The sequence below is a fragment of the Paraburkholderia sp. genome, from assembly GCF_026225065.1.
Taxonomy (GTDB): domain Bacteria; phylum Pseudomonadota; class Gammaproteobacteria; order Burkholderiales; family Burkholderiaceae; genus Paraburkholderia.
In genome coordinates, this window is sequence record NZ_JAMFSB010000108.1 from 1 (window position 1) to 24,636 (window position 24,636).

The following is a 24,636-nucleotide window of genomic DNA, read 5'->3' on the forward strand; positions in this document are numbered from 1 at the left end:
GCTTAGGCTTGCTGATAACGTTGCCGAACCTGAGATTGTCGAGCGCGCGGCTAAGGCGGAACGGCAGCAGACGCCGTCCGAACCCATGCTGCAATTGAACGGCGTCGCGAGACACTTTGGTAGCCTCAAGGTGCTGCAAGGCATTGACCTTGAGGCTAACGCGGGTGAACTGGTCGGCCTCATCGGTCCCAACGGAGCCGGCAAAACGACGCTGATGCGGTGCATGAGCGATGGCGCCGAACGCTCCGCAGGAACGGTCGTGCTGTGCGGCAACGATATCCGGCAGCTGGCGCCGGAGCGGTGCGTGCATTTCGGGTTAGGGCGCAAGTTCCAGAATGCAAATGTGTTCGAGAGCCTGACGGTGGCGGAATGTTTGAGGATCGCGAGCGCGATCGTCGAACGGCCTTCGCTCATCCGGCGCTCGGCGACCCTCGCCTTACCGCCGTATGCGATCGAGGTTATCCGTACCACTGGACTCGACCGGAAGTTGAGCGCGGTCGCAAAGGATCTGTCGCACGGCGAACAGCAGGCGCTGGAGCTGGCAATGGTGCTCGCCCTGGAACCACGGATCGTGCTGCTCGACGAGCCTACGGCCGGGTTGACGAAAACTGAGCGCACGCAGATCGGTGACGTGCTGGCCGCATTAGCGCACCGGTATCGGCTCTGCTGTCTGCTGGTGGAGCACGACCTGGACTTCGTTGCAGAGGTTGCCACGCGTATCGTCGTCCTGCATCAGGGGCGTATTGTGATGCAAGGCTCCTTCGACGAGGTGGTCAACTCGGAACTGGTCAAGACAATCTATGCCGGGACGGCGCAGGGTACGGGACCAGTCGGCGATGGTGTCCACGGGGAGGCGTTATGAGCCAGAACGCGCTGGAACTCCGGGACGTGACAAGCGGATACCGGAGCTCAGTGGTACTCCGTAAGCTGTCGATGACCGTTGCCAACGGCGAAGCCGTCGCGCTGCTCGGCAAGAACGGCATGGGCAAGACCACGCTGCTCAAAACGATCATGGGCTATCTGCCGAAGAAGACGGGTGCGATCAGCGTCCGCGGGCAAGATATCACCCGCATGGCGCCACATCGGATTGCACGCGCAGGCATCGCCTACGCGCCCCAGGAACACGCCTTGTTCCAGGATCTCAGCATTCGTGACAACCTGCGCATCGGGCTTGAGAAGGCCTCGGTGTTCGAGGAACGCTTTGAGCAGATCGAGCCGGTTTTCCCGGTGTTCACGAGCCGGCTGAAGCAGTTCGCAGGCACGCTTTCCGGCGGCGAGCAAAAGATGTTGCTGGTTGCCCGCGCACTCATGATGCGCCCGTCGATCATTCTTCTCGATGAAATCACAGAGGGCCTGCAGCCGACCGTGATCGACCGCCTGGCCGAAGCGTTGCTATGGGAACGCAGGCAGCACGGCACGACTCTCCTGCTGATCGAGCAGAACGTGCCTTTCGCATTGAAAGTCGCCGACCGCTATGCTGTGCTGAAGCAAGGCGAAATCATCGACGATGGAAACGCGAAGGATGAGAGCGCGGCGGCATCGATCTTCGAGCACCTGCGCGTCTGACACGCCACATTTTATGAGGCATGATGAGCGCTGTGGAAGCAAACAGCTGCTCTACCGGCTAGAGCAATACAAGGAGGAACCGAATGGCGACGAACTCGCGACACCCAGACGCCTCGCTGTCGGCTGACGCTGGTTGGCGCATCGGCGTCCTTTATTCCCGCACGGGCGTCACAGCTGCGACGGAATCGGAACATTTTTTCGGCACTGCACTGGCGATCGAAGAGGTCAACGCCGCAGGTGGCGTCGACGGGCGCCTGTTGGATCCGGTCGTGTACGACCCAAAGAGCGATCCGGATGAATATCGCCGCCTGGCCACCCGGATGCTGCAGGAGGACGACGTCACGGTGATTTTCGGCTGTTCGACGTCGTCGAGCCGAAAGGCGGTGCTGCCGGTGATCGAGCGCAACAATGCGCTACTCTGGTATTGCTCCATCTACGAAGGCTTCGAGTATTCGCCCAATGTGATCTATACCGGGGCCGTGCCGAACCAGAACAGCATGCAGCTAGCCGCGTATCTGCTACGCAATCACGGCCGCCGCTTTTTTCTGGTGGGCACCGACTATGTCTATCCACGCGAGTCGAACCGGATCATGCGAGACATGGTCGAGCAGCACGGCGGTGAAATCGTTGAGGAAATCTATCTGCCCAGCGACGCAGATCCGGCGGCACTCAGAGAGGTGGTACTGCAGATCAAGGCGGTCGGACCCGACGTGGTGTTCTCCACCGTAATCGGTCGCGGTGCGCGGATTTTTTATCAGTTGTACCGCGAGCACGGTATCGATCCTGCGCAGATTCCGATCGCCAGCCTGACGATGGCGGAAGGTGAAACGCGGATGATCGGCCCCGAGCTATGCGGGAGCCATATCATCTCCGCGAGCTATGTCAACACGCTGGACTATCCGGGTAACAAGCGTTTCCTGAGCTCGTGGCATGCACGTTTCGGAGATCAACCCGCCAGCTTGTGGTCGGAGATGGCGTATAACCAGGTTCATCTCTTTGCGCTGGCCTTGGCTCGCACCCGAAGCCTCGACACTGCAAGACTGGTGGAAGCGATCCACGAGGTTGAATTCGATTCCCCTGAAGGCATGCTGAAAATTGATCCGGAGAACAACCACGCGATTTTGACTCCGCGTATTGCGGTGTGCCGACCGGACGGCTCGTTCGACATCGTCTGGGAGGGGCGTGGCCCGATCAAGCCCGATCCCTATCTGACGTCGTACGGCTTCGCCGAATTCTGGCTCGACGGAGAACGGGCATGAGCACGGGGGCTCGTCGGCTATTTGACGATTTGCGCACGCTGCGCGTCCTTGTGATTCACCCGCCCGGTGACGATCGCAGCGTTCTCGAAGAGCAGTTGCGGCGGATCGGTTGCCCTGTGCGCGTCTTGTGGCCGTTTCCGTCTCAACTTCCCGCTGATGTCGACGCAATATTCTTTCTCGTCGGTCCTGAGACGCGAAGCGCAGGAAACTGGTGTGCGGCCGATACCGAAGCGACGCTGATTGCTTTGTCCGACTACGAGAATCCAACCGCGTTAAAAATGCTGCTGGATACGCAGGCGCACGGCGTGATCACCAAACCGTACCGCTCCACCGGTATTCTTAGCACGCTGGTGCTTGCGCGCGCATCTTCCGGCTATCAGCAGCGGTTGCACAGCAAGATCGGCAAACTCGAAGAGGCGATCAAGGCGCGACGCCATATCGAACGAGCGATTCGCATTCTGATGGAGGCGCACCGGTTAAGCGAAAGCGACGCATACGAGCATATGCGTTCGCGGGCGACGGGGCTTAGGGTGACGGTAGGGGAGATCGCTACGATGGTGATCGATGCACATGAGGCGATGGAGAAGCTTGGGCTGGGGAAGGGAACGGCGTTTTGAACTGGCGTAGTTCGCCAGTCAAACCCCGCGTACCTCAATGTCCGTCTGACTTCCCCCAGACGATCGCTTCCGGATGACGTTCCAGATAATCGGAAAGGGCATTGAGCGAGACAAGCGTGCGGCGCAGTTCGGTCAACGCCTCGTGAACGTCCGACTGCATCGGAGAGTCCTGCTGCAGCGTGGCGTTGGCCGCATTGAACGACTGTGTGGCTGCCGTAAGCGAGGTGCGGGCCTGCGGGATCAGCTCCGTGTTGACCTGCTGAAACAGGGTATTCGCGTTCACGAGCGCCTTGTTCAGATTGCTGCCAAGTTGATCGAAGGGCACGCGATCCAGCTTGCTCACTATGCCGGCGAGCTGGTCCTGAAGCTCATCGAGCGCACTGGGTACGGTTGGAAGTTCGACCGGGCTGCGCCGGGTGTCGATGCTGGCAGCGGATACATGTGGGAAAAAGTCTAGCGCCACATAACGCTGGCCGGTCAGGACGCTCCCCATGCGCAATTGTCCACGCAGACCTCGAGCAACCATTTGACGCAGCAGCGCCTTGCCGGCTTCACTATCGCCCTTTCCGAGTGCTTCCCGGTAACGTTGGCCGAGCCGATGGGGGTACAGATTGAGTGTTACGACCATATCGAAGCTATCACGCGACCGATTGAAGTCGACGTCGATCGCACTCACCCGGCCCAGCTCGACGCCGTGGAAGTCGACCGGTGCGCCGACTGACAATCCGCGCACCGATTGCGTGAACCGCAGGCTCACGGCGGCGGCCGGTCCGTCGTCGGCACGATGCATCGCGTCCTCGCGATTGGCAGCAAGATCAAACGCAGTGCCATCAGCAGATTGCGGCTGGGCAACCTGCAATCGAGGCAAATCGAAAACGATGCCTCCTGAGAGGATCGTCGTCACCGACTGGGTGTCGAGTTTCAAACCGTTGGAATCGAGGCGCAAGTCGATTCCGCTCGCATGCCACCAATGCGTGGCCGCAGTAACGTATCGATCGTATGGCGCTTTCACGAAGACATCGATGTCGACCCGGGTGCCTCCCCCGGCTAGAGCGAAGCCGAGCACCTGTCCGACCTGTACGCGCCGGAAATAGACTGGCGCGCCCACATTGATCGATCCAAGTGATTCGGCATGCAGAACGAATCTCCTGCCGTCCTGGCCGCTAGTCAGTAAGGGGGGCGTTTCCAGACCGGCGAACTCTTTGCATTGTGTTGAAGAACTTCCAACATCGACGGCGATATAAGGACCGGAGATAACCGTAGCCAGCCCGGAAATACCGGCTGTGTCGATCCGCGGACGGACGACCCAGAAGCGAGTGCCGCATGTTGCGAACCGCCTGGCGGAGCCATCAAGCTGCACGGCTGCGAGCACACGCGTGCGGTCGTTCGAGAGTTGTAGTCCCGTCAGTTTGCCTATTTCGACATCCCTGTAACGCACACGGGTTTTACCAACCTCGAGCCCTTCAGCGGTGAGGAAGCTGACGCCGACTTCGGGACCCCGTTGCGTGAGCCGAGGAACAAGGAGTGCGAGACAAAGCAAAGCAGCGGCAAGCGGGACGAGCCATACGGCCGAAGGTAACGGACGGCTTCGCATCAGACGCCAATAACCAGAGTAAGGTAGACGAGTGACGCGAAGATTCCGGCCAACGTGCCTGACACGTCTCTGGAGGCTACACCGCGCGTTTTTGCGATTTTCAAACCGTTAATTGAGTTGTGCCACCAGCGCATCAGCACCCTTGTCCAGGCCGGTCTTTGCGGCGCCGAGCGAACCGAAGGCTGCCGGCAGATTCATGGCGTTCGGATATTGCTTCGAAACGTATGCTTTCAGCAGATGACCGCTCTCGCTGTCATAGACTTCAACTGCGTAGGACACCGAACCACTAAAGGCACCTTGACCACCGCGGACTGCCTGCACTCCGTTATACAGATTGCCCGCAAGGTCGAAATGCATGGCCTGTCCGACGAGCAACGTTGTCTTTTCGGCACCGGTCAGCGTCAGCTTGACCCGCAGGGTGTGAGGGCTGGCCTGATTGGCGGCGTCGAATCGCTTGGCCAGTTTCTGCGCGAATGTCTTTGCCATGTAGTCGGCAAGCGCTGTCTTGTCGGCGTCTTTCATGTCGCCAAACTGGTTATCGCTGCCTTGATACACGATGACGGGATCGAGCATCACCTGCGTGTAGCGCGACCAGGTCACGGGGGATGTGTACCGGTAGGGAATCTTGACGGAATCGTCATCCCGGTTGCGCTGCAACTGTGACGAAGAGGCGATGCCGTTGTAGGCGACGGGCTGCACGCTGGCGCATGCCGCGAGAGTCAGCACCGCCGTGACAGTGAAAAGAAGCGGGACGAGTTTATGCTTGAACATGCTGTGTTCCTGAAAGGGCAGGTTGGGCGCCGACTGGCGTTTGGTTGGAGCGAGAGCCGATGTGGCCGCAGAGTACCATCACCTTTATTGAATGTAAACCGTCTATCCGGTTTGTTTGTTGTATAACCGAGAGCGTACAATTCCACCGCTCGCACGAGCGCTTGCCGGGCGGGACCCTGCGGGACGGCTCGCTGAGATTGAGTTACTGCACCGGATTACTTGCCAGACATGTTCGCGACGCGGCGGCCTTAGGGGCATGCCGAATCGTCGCGACGCCATCAAACTCGATAATGGACAACCAGACCCGTTCAGAGATTTCCCGCAAGAAGGCGATTGAAGCCGCTCTTACCATTCTTAGCCGCGATGGTGTTGGCGGACTGACATTCGATTCATTGTCGCGCGAAAGTGGTATTAGCAAAGGCGGATTGCTGCATCAGTTCCGTACAAAGCAGGGGGTGCTTAGCGCATTGCTGGAGCATCAGCGGCTTCAGTTCGAGCAGATTGCGCGAGACTATATGGCGAATGAGGGTGCGGCCAAGGCCGAACCGACCCTGGCGGCGCAGATTGCGATTTACCGGGAGGCGGTGAAGCAGCCGCATTCGGTGGCACGGGCTGTTCTGGCGGCGCTTATCGAGAGTCCGAATTTGCTTGAAGAGAGCAAGGCGAGCGACGAAGCGAAAATGAAGGCGCTGCATGCGGAGGCGAGTGATCCGGATTTGGCGCTATTGCGGTATTTTGCTGCTAGCGGGATCGCGTTTCATTCGTTGTTGGGGCTTTCGCCGTTGAGTGATTCCACCAGGGATGGGTTGTTTGAGCGGCTGCTGGATGAAGATCGGTGGCGGCCCGCACTGGCGGGGCCCAAGGGGAAGAAAAAGGCTGGCAAGTAATTGCCGCCCGGCGCGGTAGTGGTGGTCTTAGCCTGCAGGCAAAACAACCCGCCTATATGTCACCCACATGACACGACCCACGCGCCACCCCTTCCTTCAGCTATATTGCTAAAGCAAAGCGCAAGCCGTCTCCAATAACCTTGCAAACCACACCGGCGTCGCCATGCAGGCTCTCAGTTTCCTACCCGACAGCTTCGCGGAATACGAGGATCTCAAAGCGATCCTCGACGCCGGCAGCGCAAGCTTCGACATCCGCACGGTTTGCGAGGCGCGCGTCCACGGCAGGACCTTTCCTGTCCTGACCGCGAGCATCGGCTCAAGCGATCCGCAAGCCCCAGCCATCGGATTCTTCGGCGGTATCCACGGGTTAGAGCGTATCGGCACCCAACTCGTACTCGACTACATGCGCTCGCTGCTGTCACGTCTCGAATGGGACGAACTGCTGGTGCGGCAATTGCAATCGGTTCGTCTTATCTTTATGCCCATCTGCAATCCGGGCGGCATGTGGGCAGCCACGCGCGCCAATCCGAACGGCGTCGATCTCATGCGCAATGCGCCGCAAGATGCCGACGAACGCGTGCCGCTGCTCGCGGGTGGCCAGCGTCTGGGCGCCTGGTTGCCGTGGTATCGCGGACGTCGCGGCGCACCTATGGAAGTCGAAGCTGCCGCACTGCTCAAGCTGGTCGACACTGAACTGACCTCGCGTCCTCTTAGCTTCGCGCTCGATTGCCACTCGGGTTACGGCTGGCGCGACAGCATCTGGTTTCCGTATGCGCGCACCCGAAAGCTGATGCCGCATCTGCCTGAAATGTACGCGCTCAAGACGATGTTCGAGCGAGCCCATCCTCACCATGGCTATGCATTCGAGCCGCAAAGCCATCAATATCTGCTGCACGGCGATCTATGGGACTACGCATATGACCGCGCGCCGTCGGAGAGTGTGTTTTTGCCGATGACGCTCGAACTCGGCTCGTGGCTATGGATCAAGAAGAACCCGCGCCAACTGTTTTCGCGGCAGGGTATGTTCAACCCGGTGAAAGCGCATCGTACGGCGCGTGTCCTGCGGCGTCATGCAAACCTGCTGGACTTCCTGACCCGCGCCGCCTTTGCGTGGCATCGCTGGCTGCCGCAGGGCAACGGACGTCAGCAGCTTCTGCACAATGCGATTCAGCATTGGTATCGGACGGCGGGTGAATGAGTACGTGGATCCTGTTGCGTGGACTCACGCGCGAGACGCGTCACTGGGGCCGCTTTCCGGCCATCCTGCGTGACGCCGTCAGGACCGACAGCTTGCTGCAGCTCGATCTGCCGGGCAACGGCGCACTCGTCGATCTGCGTGCGCCGGCCCAAGTGCCGTCGATGATTGAGTTCGTGCGGCGGGCGGTATCGCAAAGCAGCGTGCCCGGTCCCTATCGCGTGCTGGCAATGTCGTTGGGCGGGATGGTGGCGACGGCATGGGCGCAGCACTATCCCGAGGAGATTGACCGGCTCGTGCTGATCAACACCAGCATGCGGCCGTTTAGCAGCATGACGGAGCGTCTGCGCCCGCAGGCGTGGCCTCGTTTGCTGCGTGTCGCGGCCGGATGGCGTGACGCCCGCGAAGCTGAGACGATTATCCATCGACTGACGTGCAACGATCCGCAGGCGTTGGCGGGCGACCTCGCCGCGTGGGCCGCGATTCGCGAGAGCGCGCCGGTGAGCCGCGGCAATGCGCTGCGCCAGTTATGGGCGGCGGCCCGCTTCAACGCCGGCGATACGGTGCCGCGCTGCGCGACCCTGATCCTGTCGTCGGCGCAGGACCGGCTGGTGAATCCGGTGTGTTCGGCGAAGCTGGCGGCGGCGTGGGGTGCGGCGCATATCCAGCATCCGTGGGCCGGCCACGATCTGCCGCACGACGATCCGGTGTGGACCAGCGGGACCGTCGGCGCCTGGCTGCCGGAGGTCGTGGATACGATGGGGAAAAGATTCTGAAGAAGTAGACGGCATGGCGCGGGTGAAAATGCCACGCCGCTTGTTTGCCGCTCGGTCCGCCCGGTAAGCCAGTATTCTTTTGCCGACATATCAAGCGTGCTCGCGCCGCGGGCGACCATGCTAATCTGTCTGAGGAATAGCTTCGCCCAGCCTGACCGGGCTTACTGGGCTCACAAGGAGATCACTGCATGTTTTCACGAATCGCCTCGCGCCGTTCCCTGGCGCGTGTTTTTACAACCGCTTCGCTGGCGCTCGCCTGCAACGCCGCCTGCCTGAGCGCAGCGTTCGCCGAGGCCACCGTTCCCGCTTCCCTGACCCCGGGCGAAGCGACCCATGTCGTCGCTGCACTCAAGGCGAGCGGCACGCAGATCTACACGTGCAAGCGCGACGCCAGCAACAATCTCTCGTGGGCGTTCAAGGCGCCGAGCGCCGAGCTGTACGACGCATCGGGCACATTGATCGTCACGCACAGCGCGGGCCCCTCATGGGCCGCCGCGGACGGCAGCAGGATCACCGGCGCGGTACTCCAGCAAGCGCCGAATACCGATCAGGCCGGCAGCATCCCGCTTCTGCTGCTGCGGGCGACCAATGCCGGTGGCCCCGGCCTGCTTTCCACGGTGCGCTATGTGCAACGTCTCGACACGCATGGTGGCGTCGCGCCAAGCGGACCCTGCACGCAGGAAGGACAGGAAGGGCGCAGTCCATATATAGCCGAATACGTGTTTCTCGGCTAAGACCTCGCAATCGGTTTGACACCTGGGGCAACACCTTAGTAAAGCGTTCGTCTGAAAGTCGATGTGCGGATGCACATTGACTTTCAACTATCTGGCGCATAATTCGTATCACGATGCATTCGATTGCCGCCCGTTGTGGAGGAGATCTTGCAAGCGAAGAACGAAGAATCCGTTGCGCACCTGCTGAACGACGTCATCGAATTCGCACGCGGGCGATTGCCTGAACCGACATTCGCCATCGTCGAACCTTTCCTGCTGCACTACTACGATTTCGTCGATGCCGACGATCTGCAAAGCCGCGCGATCGCCGACCTCTACGGCGCCGCACTGGCGCATTGGCAAACCGCCCAGCGCTTCGTTCCCGGCAGCGAACGATTGCGCGTCTATAACCCGATTCTCGAACAGCACGGCTGGCATTCCGATCACACCGTCATTGAGATCGTCAATGACGACATGCCGTTTCTGGTCGATTCGGTGTCGATGGCGGTCAATCGGCTTGGGCTTGCCTTGCACTCGGTCGTGCACCCGGTGTTCCGCATCTGGCGTGGCGTCGATGGCAGTATCGTGCGCGTCGGTCAGGGTGCAGAAGATGCGGCCGACACGCAGTCGCAACTCGCTTCCTTCATCCACTTCGAAGTAGACCGTTGCGGCGACGCCGCCAAGCTCGACTCGCTCAGGGACGACATCGCCAAAGTATTAGGTGACGTGCGCGCGGCAGTGGAAGACTGGCCGAAGATCGTCGCGATTGCGCGCGGCACCATCAAGGACATGAAGGCGCGCGACACCGGCGTCGAAGGTGCGGAAGCGCGTGCCTTCCTCGAATGGATGGTGGACGACCACTTCACGTTTCTCGGCCAGCGCGACTACGAACTGGTTTCGCATGACGTGGGCTTCGGTCTGCGCGCACTGCCCGATTCGGGCCTGGGCATTCTGCGCGACGCGCTGCGGCCGTTCGGCGCCGCCGATGTCACGCCATTACCGGCTGCCGCCGCGCAGATCATCACGGGCGCCTCGCCAATCTTTCTGACCAAAGCGAACTCGCGCGCCACCGTGCATCGGCCAGGTTACCTCGACTACGTGGGCATCAAGCTGACCGGTGCGGATGGCAAGATCATCGGAGAGCGGCGCTTTATCGGGCTGTATACGTCGACGGCGTATATCGTATCGGCGTCCGAAATACCTATCGTGCGCCGTAAATGCGCCAATATCGTGCGCCGCGCCGGCTTTTTGCCGAAGGGGCATCTGGCGAAGTCGCTGGTGACGGTGCTTGAAACGTATCCGCGCGACGAACTGTTTCAGGCCGAAGAAGACCAGCTCTACGACATCGCGCTTGGCGTGCTGCGTTTACAGGAGCATCAGCGCACCCGCCTGTTCGTACGGCGCGACCGCTTCGATCGCTTCGTATCGTGCCTCGTCTTCGTGCCGCGCGACAAGTACAACACCGACTTGCGGCGCCGCATTGCCAACCTGCTTATCGACGCGTTCAACGGCGCCAGCGTCGAGTTTACGCCCTTGCTTTCGGAGTCGACCCTCGCGCGGATTCATTTCGTCGTGCATGCCGAGCCTGGCGCGATGCCGGATGTGGACACCCGCGAGCTCGAAGCACGGCTCGTGCAGGTGACACGCCGCTGGCAGGACGATCTGGCCGACGCGTTGATCGATGCGTTCGGCGAAGAGCAGGGCAACCGTCTGCTGCAGCACTACGCCGATTCATTTCCGGCCGGCTACCGTGACGACTATCCGGCCCGCACGGCGGTGCGCGACATCGAACTGATCGAGCGGCTGCAGGGCAGCGAGCGGATCGCGATGAACCTCTATCGTCCCATCGAATCCGGTCCGCGCGCGTTTCGCTTCAAGGTGTACCGCGTCGGGCAGCCGATCGCCTTGTCGCGCAGTCTGCCGATGCTCGAGCATCTCGGCGTGCGCGTCGAAGAAGAGCGCCCGTATCTGATCGAAGCGCTGAACGCGACCCCTGCATGGATCCACGACTTCGGCCTTGAACTCGCGGATGACACCGAATTCGACATCGAGCGTGTGAAGAACCTGTTTGAAGATGCCTTCGAACAGGTCTGGACCGGCGAGATCGAAAGCGACGACTTCAACCGGCTGGTGCTGCGTGCGCAACTGGCGGCGCGCGAAGTGACAATCCTGCGTGCCTATGCCAAGTATCTGCGGCAAGTCGGTTCGACCTTCAGCGACGCCTACATCGAGCGCGCGCTGACCGGCAATCCCACGATTGCCGGCAAGCTCGTCGAACTGTTCATGGCGCGCTTCGACCCGTCGCTGGGCAACACGCGCGAGCAGCGTGTGGAAGTGCTGCTTAAATGGATCGATAGCGCGCTCGACCAGGTGCCGAATCTCGATGAGGACCGCATCCTGCGGCAGTTTCTTGGCGTGATCAAGGCCACCCAACGCACGAATTACTACCGGCTCGACGAGGAGGGGCACCCCAAGCCCTATCTATCGTTCAAGTTCAACCCGGCGCGCGTGCCAGGCTTGCCTGAGCCCAAGCCGATGTTCGAAATCTGGGTGTACGCGCCGCGCGTCGAAGGTGTGCACTTGAGGGGCGGGAGAGCCGCACGCGGTGGCTTGCGCTGGTCCGACCGGCGCGAGGACTTCCGTACGGAAGTCCTCGGCCTGATGAAAGCGCAGATGGTGAAGAACGTGGTGATCGTGCCGGTGGGTTCGAAGGGTGGTTTCGTCGTGAAGAACCCGCCGCCGCCCGGCGACCGCGAAGCGTGGATGCGCGAAGGCATCGCCTGCTATCAGACCTTCCTGCGCGGCCTGCTCGATCTGACCGACAACCTGGCCGGCACCGAGGTCGTGCCACCGCCCGACGTAGTGCGGCATGACGGCGACGATCCGTATCTGGTGGTAGCGGCTGACAAGGGCACGGCCACGTTCTCTGACTACGCCAATGCGATTTCTCAGGAGTACGGATTCTGGCTCGACGACGCGTTTGCCTCGGGCGGCTCGGTCGGCTACGACCACAAGAAGATGGCGATCACCGCACGCGGCGCCTGGGAATCGGTGAAGCGGCACTTTCGCGAAATGGGCGTCGACACCCAGACCATGGATTTTACGGTGGTGGGCGTCGGCGATATGTCCGGCGATGTGTTCGGCAACGGCATGCTGCTGTCGCCGCATATCAAGCTCGTGGCCGCATTCGATCATCGCCATATCTTTCTCGACCCGAACCCTGATCCGGGCGCCAGTCTGGCCGAGCGTGGGCGCCTCTTTATCCTCGAACGCTCCAGCTGGGCCGACTACGATCCGACGCTGATCTCGGCCGGCGGTGGCGTGTTTCCGCGTACGGCCAAGACCGTGCCTGTGTCGGCGGCGATGCAGGCGATACTCGGCATCAATGCTGTGGCGTTGCCGCCGAACGAACTGATCCGCGCGATTCTGCAGGCTCCAGTGGATCTGCTCTACAACGGCGGGGTCGGCACCTACGTGAAGGCGAGCCGCGAGACGCATGCGCAGGTGGGCGATCGCACCAACGACGCGTTGCGCGTGAACGGCGCGGATCTGCGCTGCAAGGTGGTAGCGGAGGGCGGCAACCTCGGGCTCACGCACCTTGGGCGGATCGAGTTCGCATTGCGCGGAGGCCGCATCAACACCGACGCGATCGACAATTCAGCCGGTGTGGATTGTTCGGACCACGAAGTCAACATCAAGATTCTGCTCGGTCTGGTCGTGAAGGACGGCGAGATGACCGAAAAGCAGCGTAACGCGCAGCTTGCCGACATGACCGATGAAGTCGGGCTTCTGGTTCTACAGGACAACTACTACCAGACCCAGGCGCTTTCGATCGCGGGGCGCTACAGCGTCGAACTGTTCGACGCGGAGACGCGTTTCATGCGCTGGCTCGAACGGGCGGGGCGTTTGAACCGTGTGATCGAGTTCTTGCCGACCGACGAGGAAATCGCCGAGCGGCAAGCTGCCAAACAAGGCCTGACCTCGCCGGAGCGGGCGGTATTGCTTGCCTACAGCAAGATGTGGCTGTACGACGCGCTGCTCGAATCCGATATGCCGGGGGATCCGTTGGTCAGCAGTATGCTGGTCGACTATTTTCCGAAACCGTTGCGTCACCGCTTCAGGGAACCGATACAGCGCCATCCACTGCGGCGTGAGATTCTCGTCACGTACCTGACCAACGCGCTTGTCAACCGCGTGGGCTGCGAATTCGTGCACCGGCTGATGGAGGAGACCGACGCGCAACCGGGCGAGATCGTGCGGGCCTGCATCATGGCGCGCGACGTCTTCGATCTGGAAGACGTATGGCACAGCATCGACGCGCTCGATAACCGCGTAGCCGACGATGTCCAGGCGCGCATGTTCGTCGAGGTGGCGCGGCTCGTGGAGCGGACGGCGCTGTGGTTCCTGCGGCAATTGCAATCGGGCGCCGTCATCGACGTGACCAATCTGCTGACGCGTTGCCGCGATGCCGCGCAGCGGCTCGCGTCACAATGGCCCGCGCTGTTGCCCGCCGCGGACCTGGAAGCCCTAATGGAGCGGCAACGGATTCTGGTGGATGCTGGGGTGGACAGCGAACTGGCGGTGCGGGTGGCGAGCGGCGAAATCTCCGCGGCGTTGCTCGATATAGCCGAGGTGGCCGCCACCTGCGGCAAGAGTCTCGAACTGGTTGCCGGGGTGTATTTCGCGCTCGGCACGCAGCTCAACTATGGCTGGATCGCCGAGCGCGCCAACGCGCTGCCTGCCCCAACGCACTGGGACATGCTGGCTCGTGCTGCTGCGCTCGCCGAACTGGCCCGCCTCAAGCGCGCCTTGACGACGAGCGCGCTGGCGGGCGCCACGGAATCGTCGACGCCGGACGAACTGGTCGAACGATGGCAAGTCCACCGTGCGGCGCCGCTCGAGCGTTATGCGCGACTGGTTGCCGATCTGCGCGCCTCGGGCGGCTCGAGCCTCTCGGTGCTGCTTGTGATCGTGCGGGAAATGGCGCTATTGGAGCGGACCTGAAGCTGGCCGGCAACGGCGAGGTAAGGGCGGTTGTGAGGGGCTCGCAGAGGGGAGTTGGACGCATGGCACCCTGATTGACCATAATAGCGACTCTTGCCATTCCGCCTTGAATCTGCCATGACCGATCACGTAGCATCGAATCCTGCTGTGCCGCGCCTCACGAGCCTATCGCATGGCGGCGGCTGCGGCTGCAAGATTGCGCCAGGCGTGCTGGCCGACCTGCTCAAGCGCAGTGTGCCGCTGCCGGCGTTTCCCGACCTGCTGGTCGGCACCGAGACCGCCGACGATGCAGCCGTCTATCGCCTGAACGACGAGCAGGCAATCATCGCCACCACCGATTTCTTCATGCCGATCGTCGACGATCCGTACGACTTCGGCCGCATCGCGGCGACCAATGCGCTCTCCGACGTGTATGCGATGGGCGGTAAGCCGATTCTCGCGCTGGCGCTGGTCGGCATGCCGATCAACGTGTTGCCGCACGACGTGATCGCGGCGGTGCTGCGCGGTGGCGAAGATGTCTGCACCCAGGCGGGCATTCCGGTGGCGGGCGGTCATTCGATCGATTCCGTCGAGCCGATCTACGGTCTCGCCGCGCTTGGCGTGGTCCATCCGCAGCGCATCAAGCGCAACGCGGGGGCGCGCGCCGGCGACGTGCTGGTGCTCGGCAAGCCGCTCGGCGTGGGCGTGCTGTCGGCGGCCCTGAAAAAGAACCAGCTCGACGATGCAGGCTACGCCGAGATGATTGCGAATACCACCAAGCTGAACCGTCCCGGGACCGATCTCGCCGCATTGCCGGGCGTGCATGCACTGACGGACGTCACGGGTTTCGGCCTGCTTGGACATACGCTGGAACTGGCGCGTGGGGCGGGGCTGAGCGCCCATCTGCGCTATGCGGACCTGCCGTGGCTGACCGGTGTCGAAGCGTTCGCGGATGCGGGCGTGATCACCGGTGCGTCGGGGCGCAATTGGGCTTCGTACAGCGAGAGCGTTGGTTTGAGCGCTGGGCTGCCCGAGCGCGCCTGTGCGTTGCTCACCGATCCGCAAACCTCGGGCGGCCTGCTGGTCTCTTGTGCGCCGGAGAGCGTCGATGACGTGCTGGCGATTTTCCGCGCGGACGGCTTCGATCGCGCGGTGGTGATTGGTGAGATGCGCGACGGCACGCCGCGCGTCGAGGTGGCGTGATCGACCGATGAAAGAAGAATCGCCGAAAGCCATCTTTTACGCCCTCGCCGCGAACATCGGGATTGCCATTTTCAAGTTCGCCGCTGCGATCTTCACGCAGTCTGGCTCGATGTTCGCCGAGGCCATTCACTCGAGCGCCGACTGTGGCAATCAGCTTCTGCTGCTGTTCGGTCTGCGCGAGGCGCGCAAGCCACCCAGTCCGCTGCATCCGATGGGCGCCGGGCGCGAGATCAATTTTTACTCGCTGCTGGTAGCCTTGCTGCTGTTCTTTGTCGGCGGTGCATTCTCCGTCTACGAGGGCGTGCACCGGCTGTTTGCGCGCGAACCGTTGTCGCACGCTTATTTGGCACTGGCTGTACTGGGTGTCTCGGTCGTGCTCGAATCGTTGTCGCTGGCGGGTGCGGTCAGGGAGATCCGCAAGACGCATCCCGACAAATCCATGTGGCGCTGGTTTCGCGAAACGCGCGAATCTGATCTGCTGGTCATAGCCGGCGAGGATATCGCAGCATTGGCGGGTCTTGCGATTGCATTCGTGGCCGTGCTGCTGACGATGATCACCGGCAATCCGGCCTTCGACGCGCTAGGCTCGATCGGCGTTGGCGTGCTGCTGATGGTGATCGCATGGCTGGTGGCGCGCGAAGTGAAATCGATGATTGTCGGCGAGTCGGCGAGCCCGGAAGTGCGGCGTGCAATCGAAGCCCATCTGCGCGCGCGGCCCGAGATTCATGGCATCATCAATCTGATCACACTCCAGTGGGGCCGCGAGGTCGTTGTCGCCGTGCAGGCCGAGATGATCGCGTATCCGAGCGGCCGCGCGATGGTCGACGCGATCAACGTGATCGAAGCCGATCTGCAGGAAACGTTTCCGCAAGTGCGCTGGGTGTTCTTCGAACCGGACGTGCCACGCGATCAACGGGGCTGATCGTCAGTGATCCGTCCAAAGACGATCGGCTCCATTTAGGCCCAACGCGAAGCGAGCGCGCCCGCGGCACGACGCCGCGTGCAGCGCCGAACCGTACTTACTTGAAGCCCGTCACCTCGTGCGGCACGTACAATTCTTCAAGCTGCCTAACCTCTTCCGCGCTCAGTTTGAGCGAAAGCGCCGCAACGGCATCGTCAAGATGATGTGCTTTGGTCGCGCCCACAATCGGCGCGCTAATAACGCTCTTTTGCAGCACCCATGCCAATGCAACCTGCGCACGCGGCACACCGCGGGTGGCCGCAATCTCGCCAACCCGTTCGACGATGCGGCGGTCCGCTTCTTCCGTCTTCGCATACAGCGTACGGCCGAATTCGTCGGTCTCCGAGCGCGCGCTACTGGTGTTCCAGTCACGCGTGAGACGTCCGCGGGCAAGCGGACTCCACGGAATCACGCCGATCCCTTCGCTTTCGCATAGCGGCAGCATCTCGCGCTCTTCCTCGCGATACAGCAGGTTCACGTAATTCTGCATCGTCACGAAGCGGGTCCAGCCGTGCTTTTCGGCAACGTGCAGTGCTTTTGAGAACTGCCACGCATACATCGACGACGCACCGATATAGCGTGCTTTGCCCGCTTTCACGACGTCGTGCAGCGCTTCCATGGTTTCTTCGATTGGTGTGGTGTAGTCCCAGCGGTGGATCTGATACAGGTCGACGTAGTCGGTGCCGAGACGCCGCAGGCTCGCGTCGATCTCCGCCATGATCGCCTTGCGCGACAGGCCCATGCCGTTCGCACCGGCATGCATGCGTCCGTGGACCTTGGTGGCGAGCACGATCTCGTCGCGCTTGGCCATGTCCTTCAGCGCGCGGCCGACAATCTCTTCACTGGTGCCGTCGGAATAAACGTTGGCCGTATCGAAGAAGTTGATGCCGTGGTCCAGTGCCTGCTTGATGAACGGGCGCGAATCGCTCTCGCCGAGTGTCCACTCATGGTTGCCCCGATCCGATACACCGTAGCTCATGCAGCCGAGGCAAAGCCGAGAGACGTCGAGGCCGGTGCGGCCCAGTTTCACATACTCCATGTCACGCTCCTGTGTGTAATGCCGATGTGTTGTACGGACTTTCAAATGCAACAAACGGCGCGAGCGCATCGGTGATGCGCTCGCATGCCTCTTTTAAGCATATTTGAAAATCGCGGACACTGCACGGCCACAGGCGAACGGCGCCCGATCGATCGTCGCGCTCACTTTCTGGTGGCGCTCCGATCGAGGGCGGACGTATTTGCTGCTGGCAGATATTGCCGGTTGATGCACTCCGCCGCTTAGTGCTGCGGCGAACGGAACGGCGTCCAGACTGGCGTATCGCTGTCCCAATGGTCGAGTTCAGATGGACTCATGATTCACTCCTGTCGATTCGTTTGCGGCGCACGGTGGCGCTGCGACAGGGTGAACTGTAGGCTTTCGCGACGTGCGGATAAACGGCGGATCGACGAAATGAATTGTTGTGAATTCAGAACAATGGCGGCAATCGCAGCGTAGAGGCCGCGCTTGCCGTCATCGTTATTGCGGGGCGGATCAGGCGACCCACTCCGTGATCACCGGCGTATCGAGCGTAGGCGCCGATTCGCGCTCCTCGATCGTGCGCTTCGAGCAAGGCGTATCCAGACTGCCGCGGCCGCTCAGCAGCGGGCAGCGGTCGAATAACTCCGCAATCCAGTCGACAAACACGCGCACTTTTGGCGACAGATGCCGGCTGTGCGGATAGACCGCCGAAATCGGCATAGGCATCGGCTTGATCGCGGGCAGCACTTCGACCAGCTGGCCCGACTGCAGATGCGGCAGCACCATGAAAAGCGCCGGCTGGATCAGGCCAAAGCCTTCGAGACCGCAGGTGACGTAGGCATCCGCGTCGTTGACCGACACCGTGCCCTTCATTTTCACCTCGACTTCCTTGCCGTCGACCTTGAAGGCCCAGTCGATCACGCGACCCGTGCGGCTCGAAAAATAATTCACCGCGCTATGTGACTCCAGATCGTCGAGCGTAAGCGGCGTGCCGTACTTCTGCAGATATTCCGGCGCGGCGCACGTCACGCCTTCGAAGATGCCGATCCGGCGCGCCACCAGCGACGAATCCTGCAGCGCGCCGACCCGCACTACGCAATCCACCCCTTCTTGCAGCAGATCGACCGGGCGGTCGGTCAGGCCGAGTTGCAGGTCGATATCCGGGTAGCGAGTGTGGAATTCACACAGGGAAGGAATCACCAGCAGGCGGCCGATCGAGCCCGGCATGTCGATGCGCAGCTTGCCGTGCGGCTTCTTGTTGCCGCTCTGGAAACTGGTTTCGGTTTCTTCGACGTCCGCGAGAATCCGCACGCAGCGCTCGTAGTACGCCGCGCCGTCCGGCGTGAGCGACAGGCGCCGCGTCGTGCGATGCATGAGCCGTGTGCCGAGGAACGATTCCAGATTCTGAATGATGGTGGTGACCGAGGCGCGCGGCAGGTCGAGCGTCTCCGCGGCACGCGTGAAACTGTTGGTGTCGACGACACGGGTGAACACTTGCATGGCCTGGAGACGGTCCATGGCTAACCTCCAAGAAGGGGCTGGCGGCGCGCAACTCCAATCGAATAGGCGCGGATTAGCCCGGTTTTGCCGGGCGCCGAATTCGATTGTTTGGGCGTACCGAATTGTGTTGCCGGATTATAGGCATTTATTTAGAAGTCTGCCGAACCCACAATTCGCACCATTCCAGTTCTATGCGTATTGCGCCGTTCGACATGAATGCATTCAAACCGCCGTACTCCTCGCCGTACACTTTTGTGCCGCTTGACCTTGCTCAGGCGGACGATGCTCGTTCGGCACATGCGGGGCTCGACGTGACGGATGTGACCATCGAAGGGCACGCGCAGGACATCAAGCTGCGGCTGTACCGCCTGACGGGCAAAACCGCACTGCCAGTACTGCTTTATTTTCACGGCGGCGGTTTTGTGCGCGGCTCGCTGGACGATGCCGACTTCCCCGCGCGCTATTTCGCGGAGCACTTACCGGCGCTGGTCGTCTCGGTCGGCTACTCGCTTGCGCCGCAATTTCCGTTTCCCACGGCGCCGGAAGACGCACACCGCGCCGCGCTGTGGGTGCAGACCCGCGCACGGGCGTTCGGCGGTAACGCCAAACATATCGGCGTCGCGGGGCATGACTCGGGCGGTCAGATTGCCAATTGCCTCGCCTTCATCTCGCGTGACCGCGGCGACGTACGGATCGCGGCGCAGGCGCTGTTCGGCCCGATGCTCGATCCGAGTCTCACGCGCCTTGGCGACGAACAGCGGCTTGGCTCCGATATTACTGCCAAGGAGTGCGCCGCCTGCTATCGCGCGTACCTGCCGCAAGCCTCGCAGCGCATGCATCCGTATGCCGCGCCGCTCGAGTCGTTGCGCCTCGCGGGCTTGCCCGCCACGCTGATCGCGACCGCGCAGAACGACGTGCTGCACGTCGAGGCCGAAAAATATGCCAGCAGCCTGATCGATGCAGGCGTGGCGACCCAGGTGGTCCGCTATCCGAGCGTCTCGCATGCCGCGCTCGCGGACCATCCGGACGCGCTGCAGGAGGCTGTGCGCTTTTTTCAGTGCCGCTTCGCTGCGCGCACCCAACGATAAACGTATTTCAATCAACAAACGCCGGGAGCCTTTCATGTCTATCTTTTCTCCTTCGCGCCACCGTCTGGCGCTAGCGGTTCTCACCGTTGTGATCATTGCCGGGCTCGGCACATTCGGCGCGATTCGCGTCGATGCGAGCTCGCCCGCCCACGCCGCGCCGACCATCGTGCCGGAAGTGGATGTGGCAGCCGTGATCCAGAAGACCATCACCGACTGGCAAAGCTATTCGGGGCGCCTCGAAGCGGTCGAGAAAGTCGCAGTACGTCCGCAGGTATCGGGCACGATCGTTTCGGTGAACTTCAAGGACGGCGCGCTCGTGAAGAAGGGCGACACGCTGTTCGTGATCGATCCGCGCCCGTACCAGGCGGAAGTGGACCGCACCGCCGCGCAACTGGCTGCGGCGCAGGCGCAAGCGGGTTATACGCAAAGCGACTGGGAGCGCGCACAGCGCCTGATAGGCGATAACGCCATCGCCAAACGCGATTACGACGAGAAGCAGAACGCCGCGCGCGGCGCGAGCGCCAACGTCAAGGCTGCGCAGGCGGCGCTCGAAACCGCACAGATTAACCTTGGCTATACCAAGGTTATTGCGCCGGTGTCGGGCCGCGTGTCGCGTGCGGAGATCACCGTGGGCAACGTTGTCTCGGCCGGCCCAGGTTCAACGCCGCTGACGACGTTGGTGTCGGTGTCGCCGATCTATGCGTCGTTCGATGCGGATGAGCAGACATATCTGGAGTACATCGGCCGCGAGAAAGACGGCACCAAAGTACCGGTGCAACTGGGCCTCGCTGACGAATCGGGATACTCGCGCACCGGTGTGATCGATTCGGTCGACAACCAGCTCGACACCTCGTCCGGCACGATCCGCGTACGCGCGCGCTTCGACAATCAGGACGGCACACTGATTCCGGGTCTGTACGCCCGCATCAAGGTGGGCGGCAGCGCGCCGCACGCGGCGCTGCTGATCGACGATGCCGCGGTGGGCACCGATCAGGACAAGAAGTTCGTGTTCGTCGTCGACAAGAGCGATCAGGTTGTGTACCGCGAGGTGCAGCTTGGCGCGATGCAAGGCAACCTGCGCGTCGTCAAGTCGGGTCTGCAAAACGGTGACCGGATCGTCGTCAACGGAACGCAACGTGTGCGGCCGGGCGCGACGGTGCGCGCCCATGCTGTGCCGATGAACGGCGACGACGATGCGGACAGCGCGTCGGTAGCACAAACGCAGGGCCATGCGAAAGCGCAGGGCAATTCGTGAGCCCAGTGCTTAACGATTGCTGCTTGCGCGCCGCATCCCAGCGCTTTAATTTCAAGAGCCTCTCATGAACATATCCAAATTCTTCATCGACCGGCCGATCTTCGCGGGCGTGCTATCGGTTCTGATCCTGCTGGCGGGCGTGATTTCGCTCTTCAAGCTGCCGATCTCCGAGTACCCGGAAGTCGTGCCTCCTTCGGTGGTGGTGCACGCGCAGTATCCGGGCGCCAACCCGAAGGTGATCGCCGAAACAGTGGCTTCGCCGCTCGAAGAGCAGATCAACGGCGTGGAAAACATGCTGTATATGCAGTCGCAAGCCAATAGCGACGGCAATCTGACGCTGACGGTGACCTTCAAGCTCGGCACCAATCCAGACCTCGCTACGCAGCTCGTGCAGAACCGCGTCAACCAGGCTCTGCCGCGTCTGCCGGACGATGTGCAGCGTCTGGGCGTGACGACGATCAAGAGCTCGCCGACGCTAACGATGGTGGTCCACCTGATCTCGCCGAACAACCAGTACGACATGACGTATCTGCGCAACTACGCAGTGCTCAACGTCAAGGACCGGCTGGAGCGTATTCAGGGCGTGGGCGAAGTGCAGTTGTGGGGCTCGGGTGACTACGCCATGCGCGTGTGGCTCGATCCGCAGAAAGTGGCACAGCGCGGCCTGACGGCGACTGATGTGGTCAACGCGATCCGCGAGCAGAACATCCAGGTGGCTGCCGGTCAGATTGGCGCTTCGCCTTCGTTGCCGGGCACGCAGTTGCAGTTGTCGGTAAATGCGCGTGGCCGTTTGCAGACCACCGGCGAGTTTGGCGACATCGTTGTCAAGACCGGCCCGGATGGCGCAGTGACCTATCTGCGCGATATTGCCCGTATCGAACTGGCTGCTTCGGAATACGGCCTGCGTTCGCTGCTCGACAACAAGTCGGCGGTAGCGCTCGCGATTAACCAGGCGCCGGGCGCGAACTCGCTCCAGATCTCGGACCAGGTGCGAGCAGCAATGAAGGACCTGAAGGAAGACATGCCCGCAGGCGTGGACTACCAGATCGTCTATGACCCGACGCAGTTCGTGCGCTCCAGTATCGAGGCCGTGATTCACACGCTGCTCGAAGCGATTGCGCTGGTCGTGCTCGTCGTGATCGTGTTCCTGCAGACGTGGCGTGCGTCGATCATTCCTTTGATTGCGGTGCCGGTGTCGATCGTGGGGACTTTCTCGCTGCTGTTGGCGTTCGGATTTTCGATCAATGCGTTGTCGCTGTTCGGCATGGTGCTCGCCATCGGGATTGTGGTGGACGATGCGATCGTGGTGGTGGAGAACGTCGAGCGCAATATCGAAGCCGGGCTGAGCGCGCGCGATGCGACGTACAAGGCCATGCAGGAAGTGAGCGGGCCGATTATCGCAATCGCGCTTACGCTAGTAGCCGTGTTCGTGCCGCTCGCGTTCATGACAGGTCTCACGGGCCAGTTCTACAAGCAGTTCGCGGTGACCATCGCGATCTCGACGGTGATCTCGGCGTTCAATTCGCTGACGCTGTCGCCGGCACTGTCGGCAATGCTGCTGCGCGGCCATGGCGCGAAGGAAGATTGGCTCACGCGGGCGATGAACGTGGTGTTCGGCCGCTTCTTCAAGGGCTTCAACAAGGTGTTTCATCGCGGCTCGACCGCGTACGGCAAGGGCGTGCAGGGCGTATTGCGCCGTAAGGGCGGCATGCTGGCCGTCTACGCGATCCTGCTCGGCGCGACTGTGCTGATCACGCGTATCGTGCCGGGCGGTTTCGTGCCGGCGCAGGACAAGGAATACCTGATCGCGTTTGCGCAGTTGCCGAACGGCGCCTCGCTCGACCGCACCGAAAAGGTGATCCGCGATATGAGCGCGATTGCGCTGAAGCAACCGGGTGTCGAAAGTGCGGTGGAATTCCCGGGCTTGTCGGTGAATGGCTTCACCAACAGTTCGAGCGCAGGGATCGTGTTCGTCACGCTTAAGCCATTCAAGGAGCGCGGCGACAAGGCACTCTCGGCCGGCGCTATTGCGGGTGCGTTGAACCAGCAGTACGGCGCGATCAAGGATTCGTTCGTGGCCGTGTTCCCGCCGCCGCCGGTGCTGGGCCTCGGTACGCTGGGTGGCTTCAAGATGCAGCTGGAGGACCACGGTGCGCTCGGTTACGCGGAGCTGAACAAGGCGACGGAAGCGTTCATCAAGAAGGCCAATACCACGCCTGAACTGGGACCGACTTTCTCGAGCTATCAGATCAACGTGCCGCAGCTGAACGTCGATCTGGACCGCGTCAAAGCCAAGCAGCTCGGCGTGCCGGTGACAGATGTGTTCGACACGATGCAGATCTATCTGGGCTCGCTGTATGTGAACGACTTCAACCGCTTTGGCCGTGTGTATCAGGTGCGGGTGCAAGCGGATGCACCGTTCCGTCAGCATGCCGAGGACATTGGGCAACTGAAGACGCGAAATGCCGCAGGCGAAATGGTGCCGCTGTCGTCGCTGGTGACGGTGACGCCGACGTTCGGTCCGGAAATGGTGGTGCGCTACAACGGGTATACGGCCGCCGACATCAATGGTGGACCGGCTCCGGGTTATTCGTCGGGCCAGGCGCAAGCCGCGGCTGAACGGGTAGCTGCGGAAACCTTGCCGCGTGGCGTGAAACTCGAATGGACCGACCTGACGTATCAGCAGATCATCGCCGGCAATGCGGGCATGTGGGTATTCCCGATCAGCGTGCTGCTGGTATTCCTGGTGCTGGCCGCCCTGTATGAAAGCCTGACGCTGCCGCTCGCGGTGATCCTGATCGTGCCGATGAGTCTGTTGTCGGCGTTGACCGGAGTCTGGCTCACACACGGCGACAACAACATCTTCACGCAGATCGGCTTGATGGTGCTGGTGGGGCTGGCCTCGAAGAACGCGATCCTGATCGTTGAGTTTGCTCGCGAACTCGAACACGACGGGCATACACCGCTCTCCGCGGCGATTGAAGCAAGCCGTATGCGGCTGCGCCCGATCCTGATGACGTCGATCGCTTTCATCATGGGTGTGGTACCGCTGGTGCTGTCGAGCGGCGCCGGCTCGGAGATGCGTCATGCGATGGGTATCGCGGTGTTCTTCGGCATGCTGGGCGTGACACTGTTTGGTCTGATGCTGACGCCGGTGTTCTATGTCGTGCTGCGTACGCTTGCCGGCGGGACGATTCACGTCGCGCAAAAAGACTCGCCGCACTACGCGCTGCCGGTAACGGACGCTTGA

The 24,636-nt window shown here is 61.7% G+C and carries 18 protein-coding genes; 14 read left to right on the forward strand and 4 right to left on the reverse strand.

Annotation, left to right across the window (positions count from 1 at the left end; translation table 11 throughout):
• The 4 genes from M0954_RS08315 to M0954_RS08330 form a co-directional block, all read left to right on the forward strand.
• A partial coding sequence (locus M0954_RS08315) for an ABC transporter ATP-binding protein (RefSeq protein ID WP_297352613.1) occupies positions 1-862 on the forward strand: 862 nt, incomplete at its 5' end.
• A complete protein-coding gene (locus M0954_RS08320; RefSeq protein ID WP_297352615.1) occupies positions 859-1,566 on the forward strand; it encodes an ABC transporter ATP-binding protein in 708 nt (235 codons plus the stop codon). The genes M0954_RS08315 and M0954_RS08320, both read left to right, overlap by 4 nt.
• A gap of 83 nt (positions 1,567-1,649) precedes the next feature.
• Positions 1,650-2,825, forward strand: a complete 1,176-nt coding sequence (locus M0954_RS08325) for a transporter substrate-binding domain-containing protein (RefSeq protein ID WP_133893469.1) — start codon at positions 1,650-1,652, stop codon at positions 2,823-2,825.
• Positions 2,822-3,442: an ANTAR domain-containing response regulator gene (locus tag M0954_RS08330; RefSeq protein WP_297352617.1), complete on the forward strand. Its 621-nt coding sequence runs from the start codon at positions 2,822-2,824 to the stop codon at positions 3,440-3,442. The genes M0954_RS08325 and M0954_RS08330 overlap by 4 nt, the downstream gene beginning before the upstream one ends.
• 34 nt (positions 3,443-3,476) lie before the next feature.
• Here M0954_RS08330 and M0954_RS08335 read toward each other — a convergent pair whose 3' ends face one another.
• On the reverse strand, positions 3,477-5,036 hold the full coding sequence (locus tag M0954_RS08335) for an MlaD family protein (RefSeq protein ID WP_133893467.1): 1,560 nt from the start codon (positions 5,034-5,036) through the stop codon (positions 3,477-3,479).
• A 108-nt stretch (positions 5,037-5,144) separates the two neighbouring features.
• The gene (locus tag M0954_RS08340) at positions 5,145-5,807 is read right to left on the reverse strand and encodes a DUF3313 domain-containing protein (RefSeq protein ID WP_123388142.1); all 663 of its coding nucleotides are present in this window, start codon (positions 5,805-5,807) and stop codon (positions 5,145-5,147) included.
• Positions 5,808-6,097: 290 nt separating this feature from the next.
• Between M0954_RS08340 and M0954_RS08345 the strand changes: the two genes are divergently transcribed.
• The 7 genes from M0954_RS08345 to M0954_RS08375 all read left to right on the forward strand — a co-directional run bounded on the left by M0954_RS08345 (position 6,098) and on the right by M0954_RS08375 (position 16,486).
• Positions 6,098-6,694, forward strand: coding sequence for a TetR/AcrR family transcriptional regulator (locus tag M0954_RS08345; protein ID WP_123388141.1), 597 nt, complete (start codon positions 6,098-6,100; stop codon positions 6,692-6,694).
• A gap of 163 nt (positions 6,695-6,857) precedes the next feature.
• A complete protein-coding gene (locus tag M0954_RS08350; protein WP_122158440.1) occupies positions 6,858-7,892 on the forward strand; it encodes a M14 family zinc carboxypeptidase in 1,035 nt (344 codons plus the stop codon).
• Positions 7,889-8,665, forward strand: coding sequence for an alpha/beta hydrolase (locus M0954_RS08355; protein WP_297352619.1), 777 nt, complete (start codon positions 7,889-7,891; stop codon positions 8,663-8,665). The genes M0954_RS08350 and M0954_RS08355 overlap by 4 nt, the downstream gene beginning before the upstream one ends.
• A gap of 188 nt (positions 8,666-8,853) precedes the next feature.
• The gene (locus M0954_RS08360) at positions 8,854-9,399 is read left to right on the forward strand and encodes a DUF3455 domain-containing protein (RefSeq protein WP_122158442.1); all 546 of its coding nucleotides are present in this window, start codon (positions 8,854-8,856) and stop codon (positions 9,397-9,399) included.
• 147 nt (positions 9,400-9,546) lie between these two features.
• Positions 9,547-14,382, forward strand: a complete 4,836-nt coding sequence (locus M0954_RS08365) for an NAD-glutamate dehydrogenase (protein WP_297352621.1) — start codon at positions 9,547-9,549, stop codon at positions 14,380-14,382.
• A 117-nt stretch (positions 14,383-14,499) separates the two neighbouring features.
• Positions 14,500-15,564 (forward strand): selenide, water dikinase SelD, encoded by a 1,065-nt coding sequence (selD, locus tag M0954_RS08370; RefSeq protein ID WP_123388138.1) that lies wholly within the window; start codon positions 14,500-14,502, stop codon positions 15,562-15,564.
• A 7-nt stretch (positions 15,565-15,571) separates the two neighbouring features.
• Entirely contained in the window at positions 15,572-16,486 is a 915-nt protein-coding gene (locus M0954_RS08375; protein WP_123388137.1) for a cation diffusion facilitator family transporter, read from the forward strand.
• 97 nt (positions 16,487-16,583) lie between these two features.
• On the opposite strand, the gene M0954_RS08380 is transcribed toward M0954_RS08375, so the two are convergent.
• Both M0954_RS08380 and M0954_RS08385 read right to left on the reverse strand, forming a co-directional pair.
• On the reverse strand, positions 16,584-17,564 hold the full coding sequence (locus tag M0954_RS08380; RefSeq protein ID WP_122158445.1) for an aldo/keto reductase: 981 nt from the start codon (positions 17,562-17,564) through the stop codon (positions 16,584-16,586).
• A 492-nt stretch (positions 17,565-18,056) separates the two neighbouring features.
• The gene (locus M0954_RS08385) at positions 18,057-19,061 is read right to left on the reverse strand and encodes a LysR family transcriptional regulator (protein WP_122158446.1); all 1,005 of its coding nucleotides are present in this window, start codon (positions 19,059-19,061) and stop codon (positions 18,057-18,059) included.
• Between the two features lie 194 nt (positions 19,062-19,255).
• On the opposite strand from M0954_RS08385, the gene M0954_RS08390 reads away from it, so the two are divergent.
• The 3 genes from M0954_RS08390 (at position 19,256) to M0954_RS08400 (ending at position 24,636) form a co-directional block, all read left to right on the forward strand.
• Positions 19,256-20,131 carry an alpha/beta hydrolase gene (locus M0954_RS08390; protein WP_122159561.1) on the forward strand — a complete coding sequence of 292 codons (876 nt, stop codon included), beginning with the start codon at positions 19,256-19,258 and terminating at the stop codon, positions 20,129-20,131.
• A 34-nt stretch (positions 20,132-20,165) separates the two neighbouring features.
• Positions 20,166-21,386, forward strand: a complete 1,221-nt coding sequence (locus M0954_RS08395; protein ID WP_297352623.1) for an efflux RND transporter periplasmic adaptor subunit — start codon at positions 20,166-20,168, stop codon at positions 21,384-21,386.
• A gap of 64 nt (positions 21,387-21,450) precedes the next feature.
• Positions 21,451-24,636, forward strand: coding sequence for an efflux RND transporter permease subunit (locus tag M0954_RS08400; RefSeq protein ID WP_297352625.1), 3,186 nt, complete (start codon positions 21,451-21,453; stop codon positions 24,634-24,636).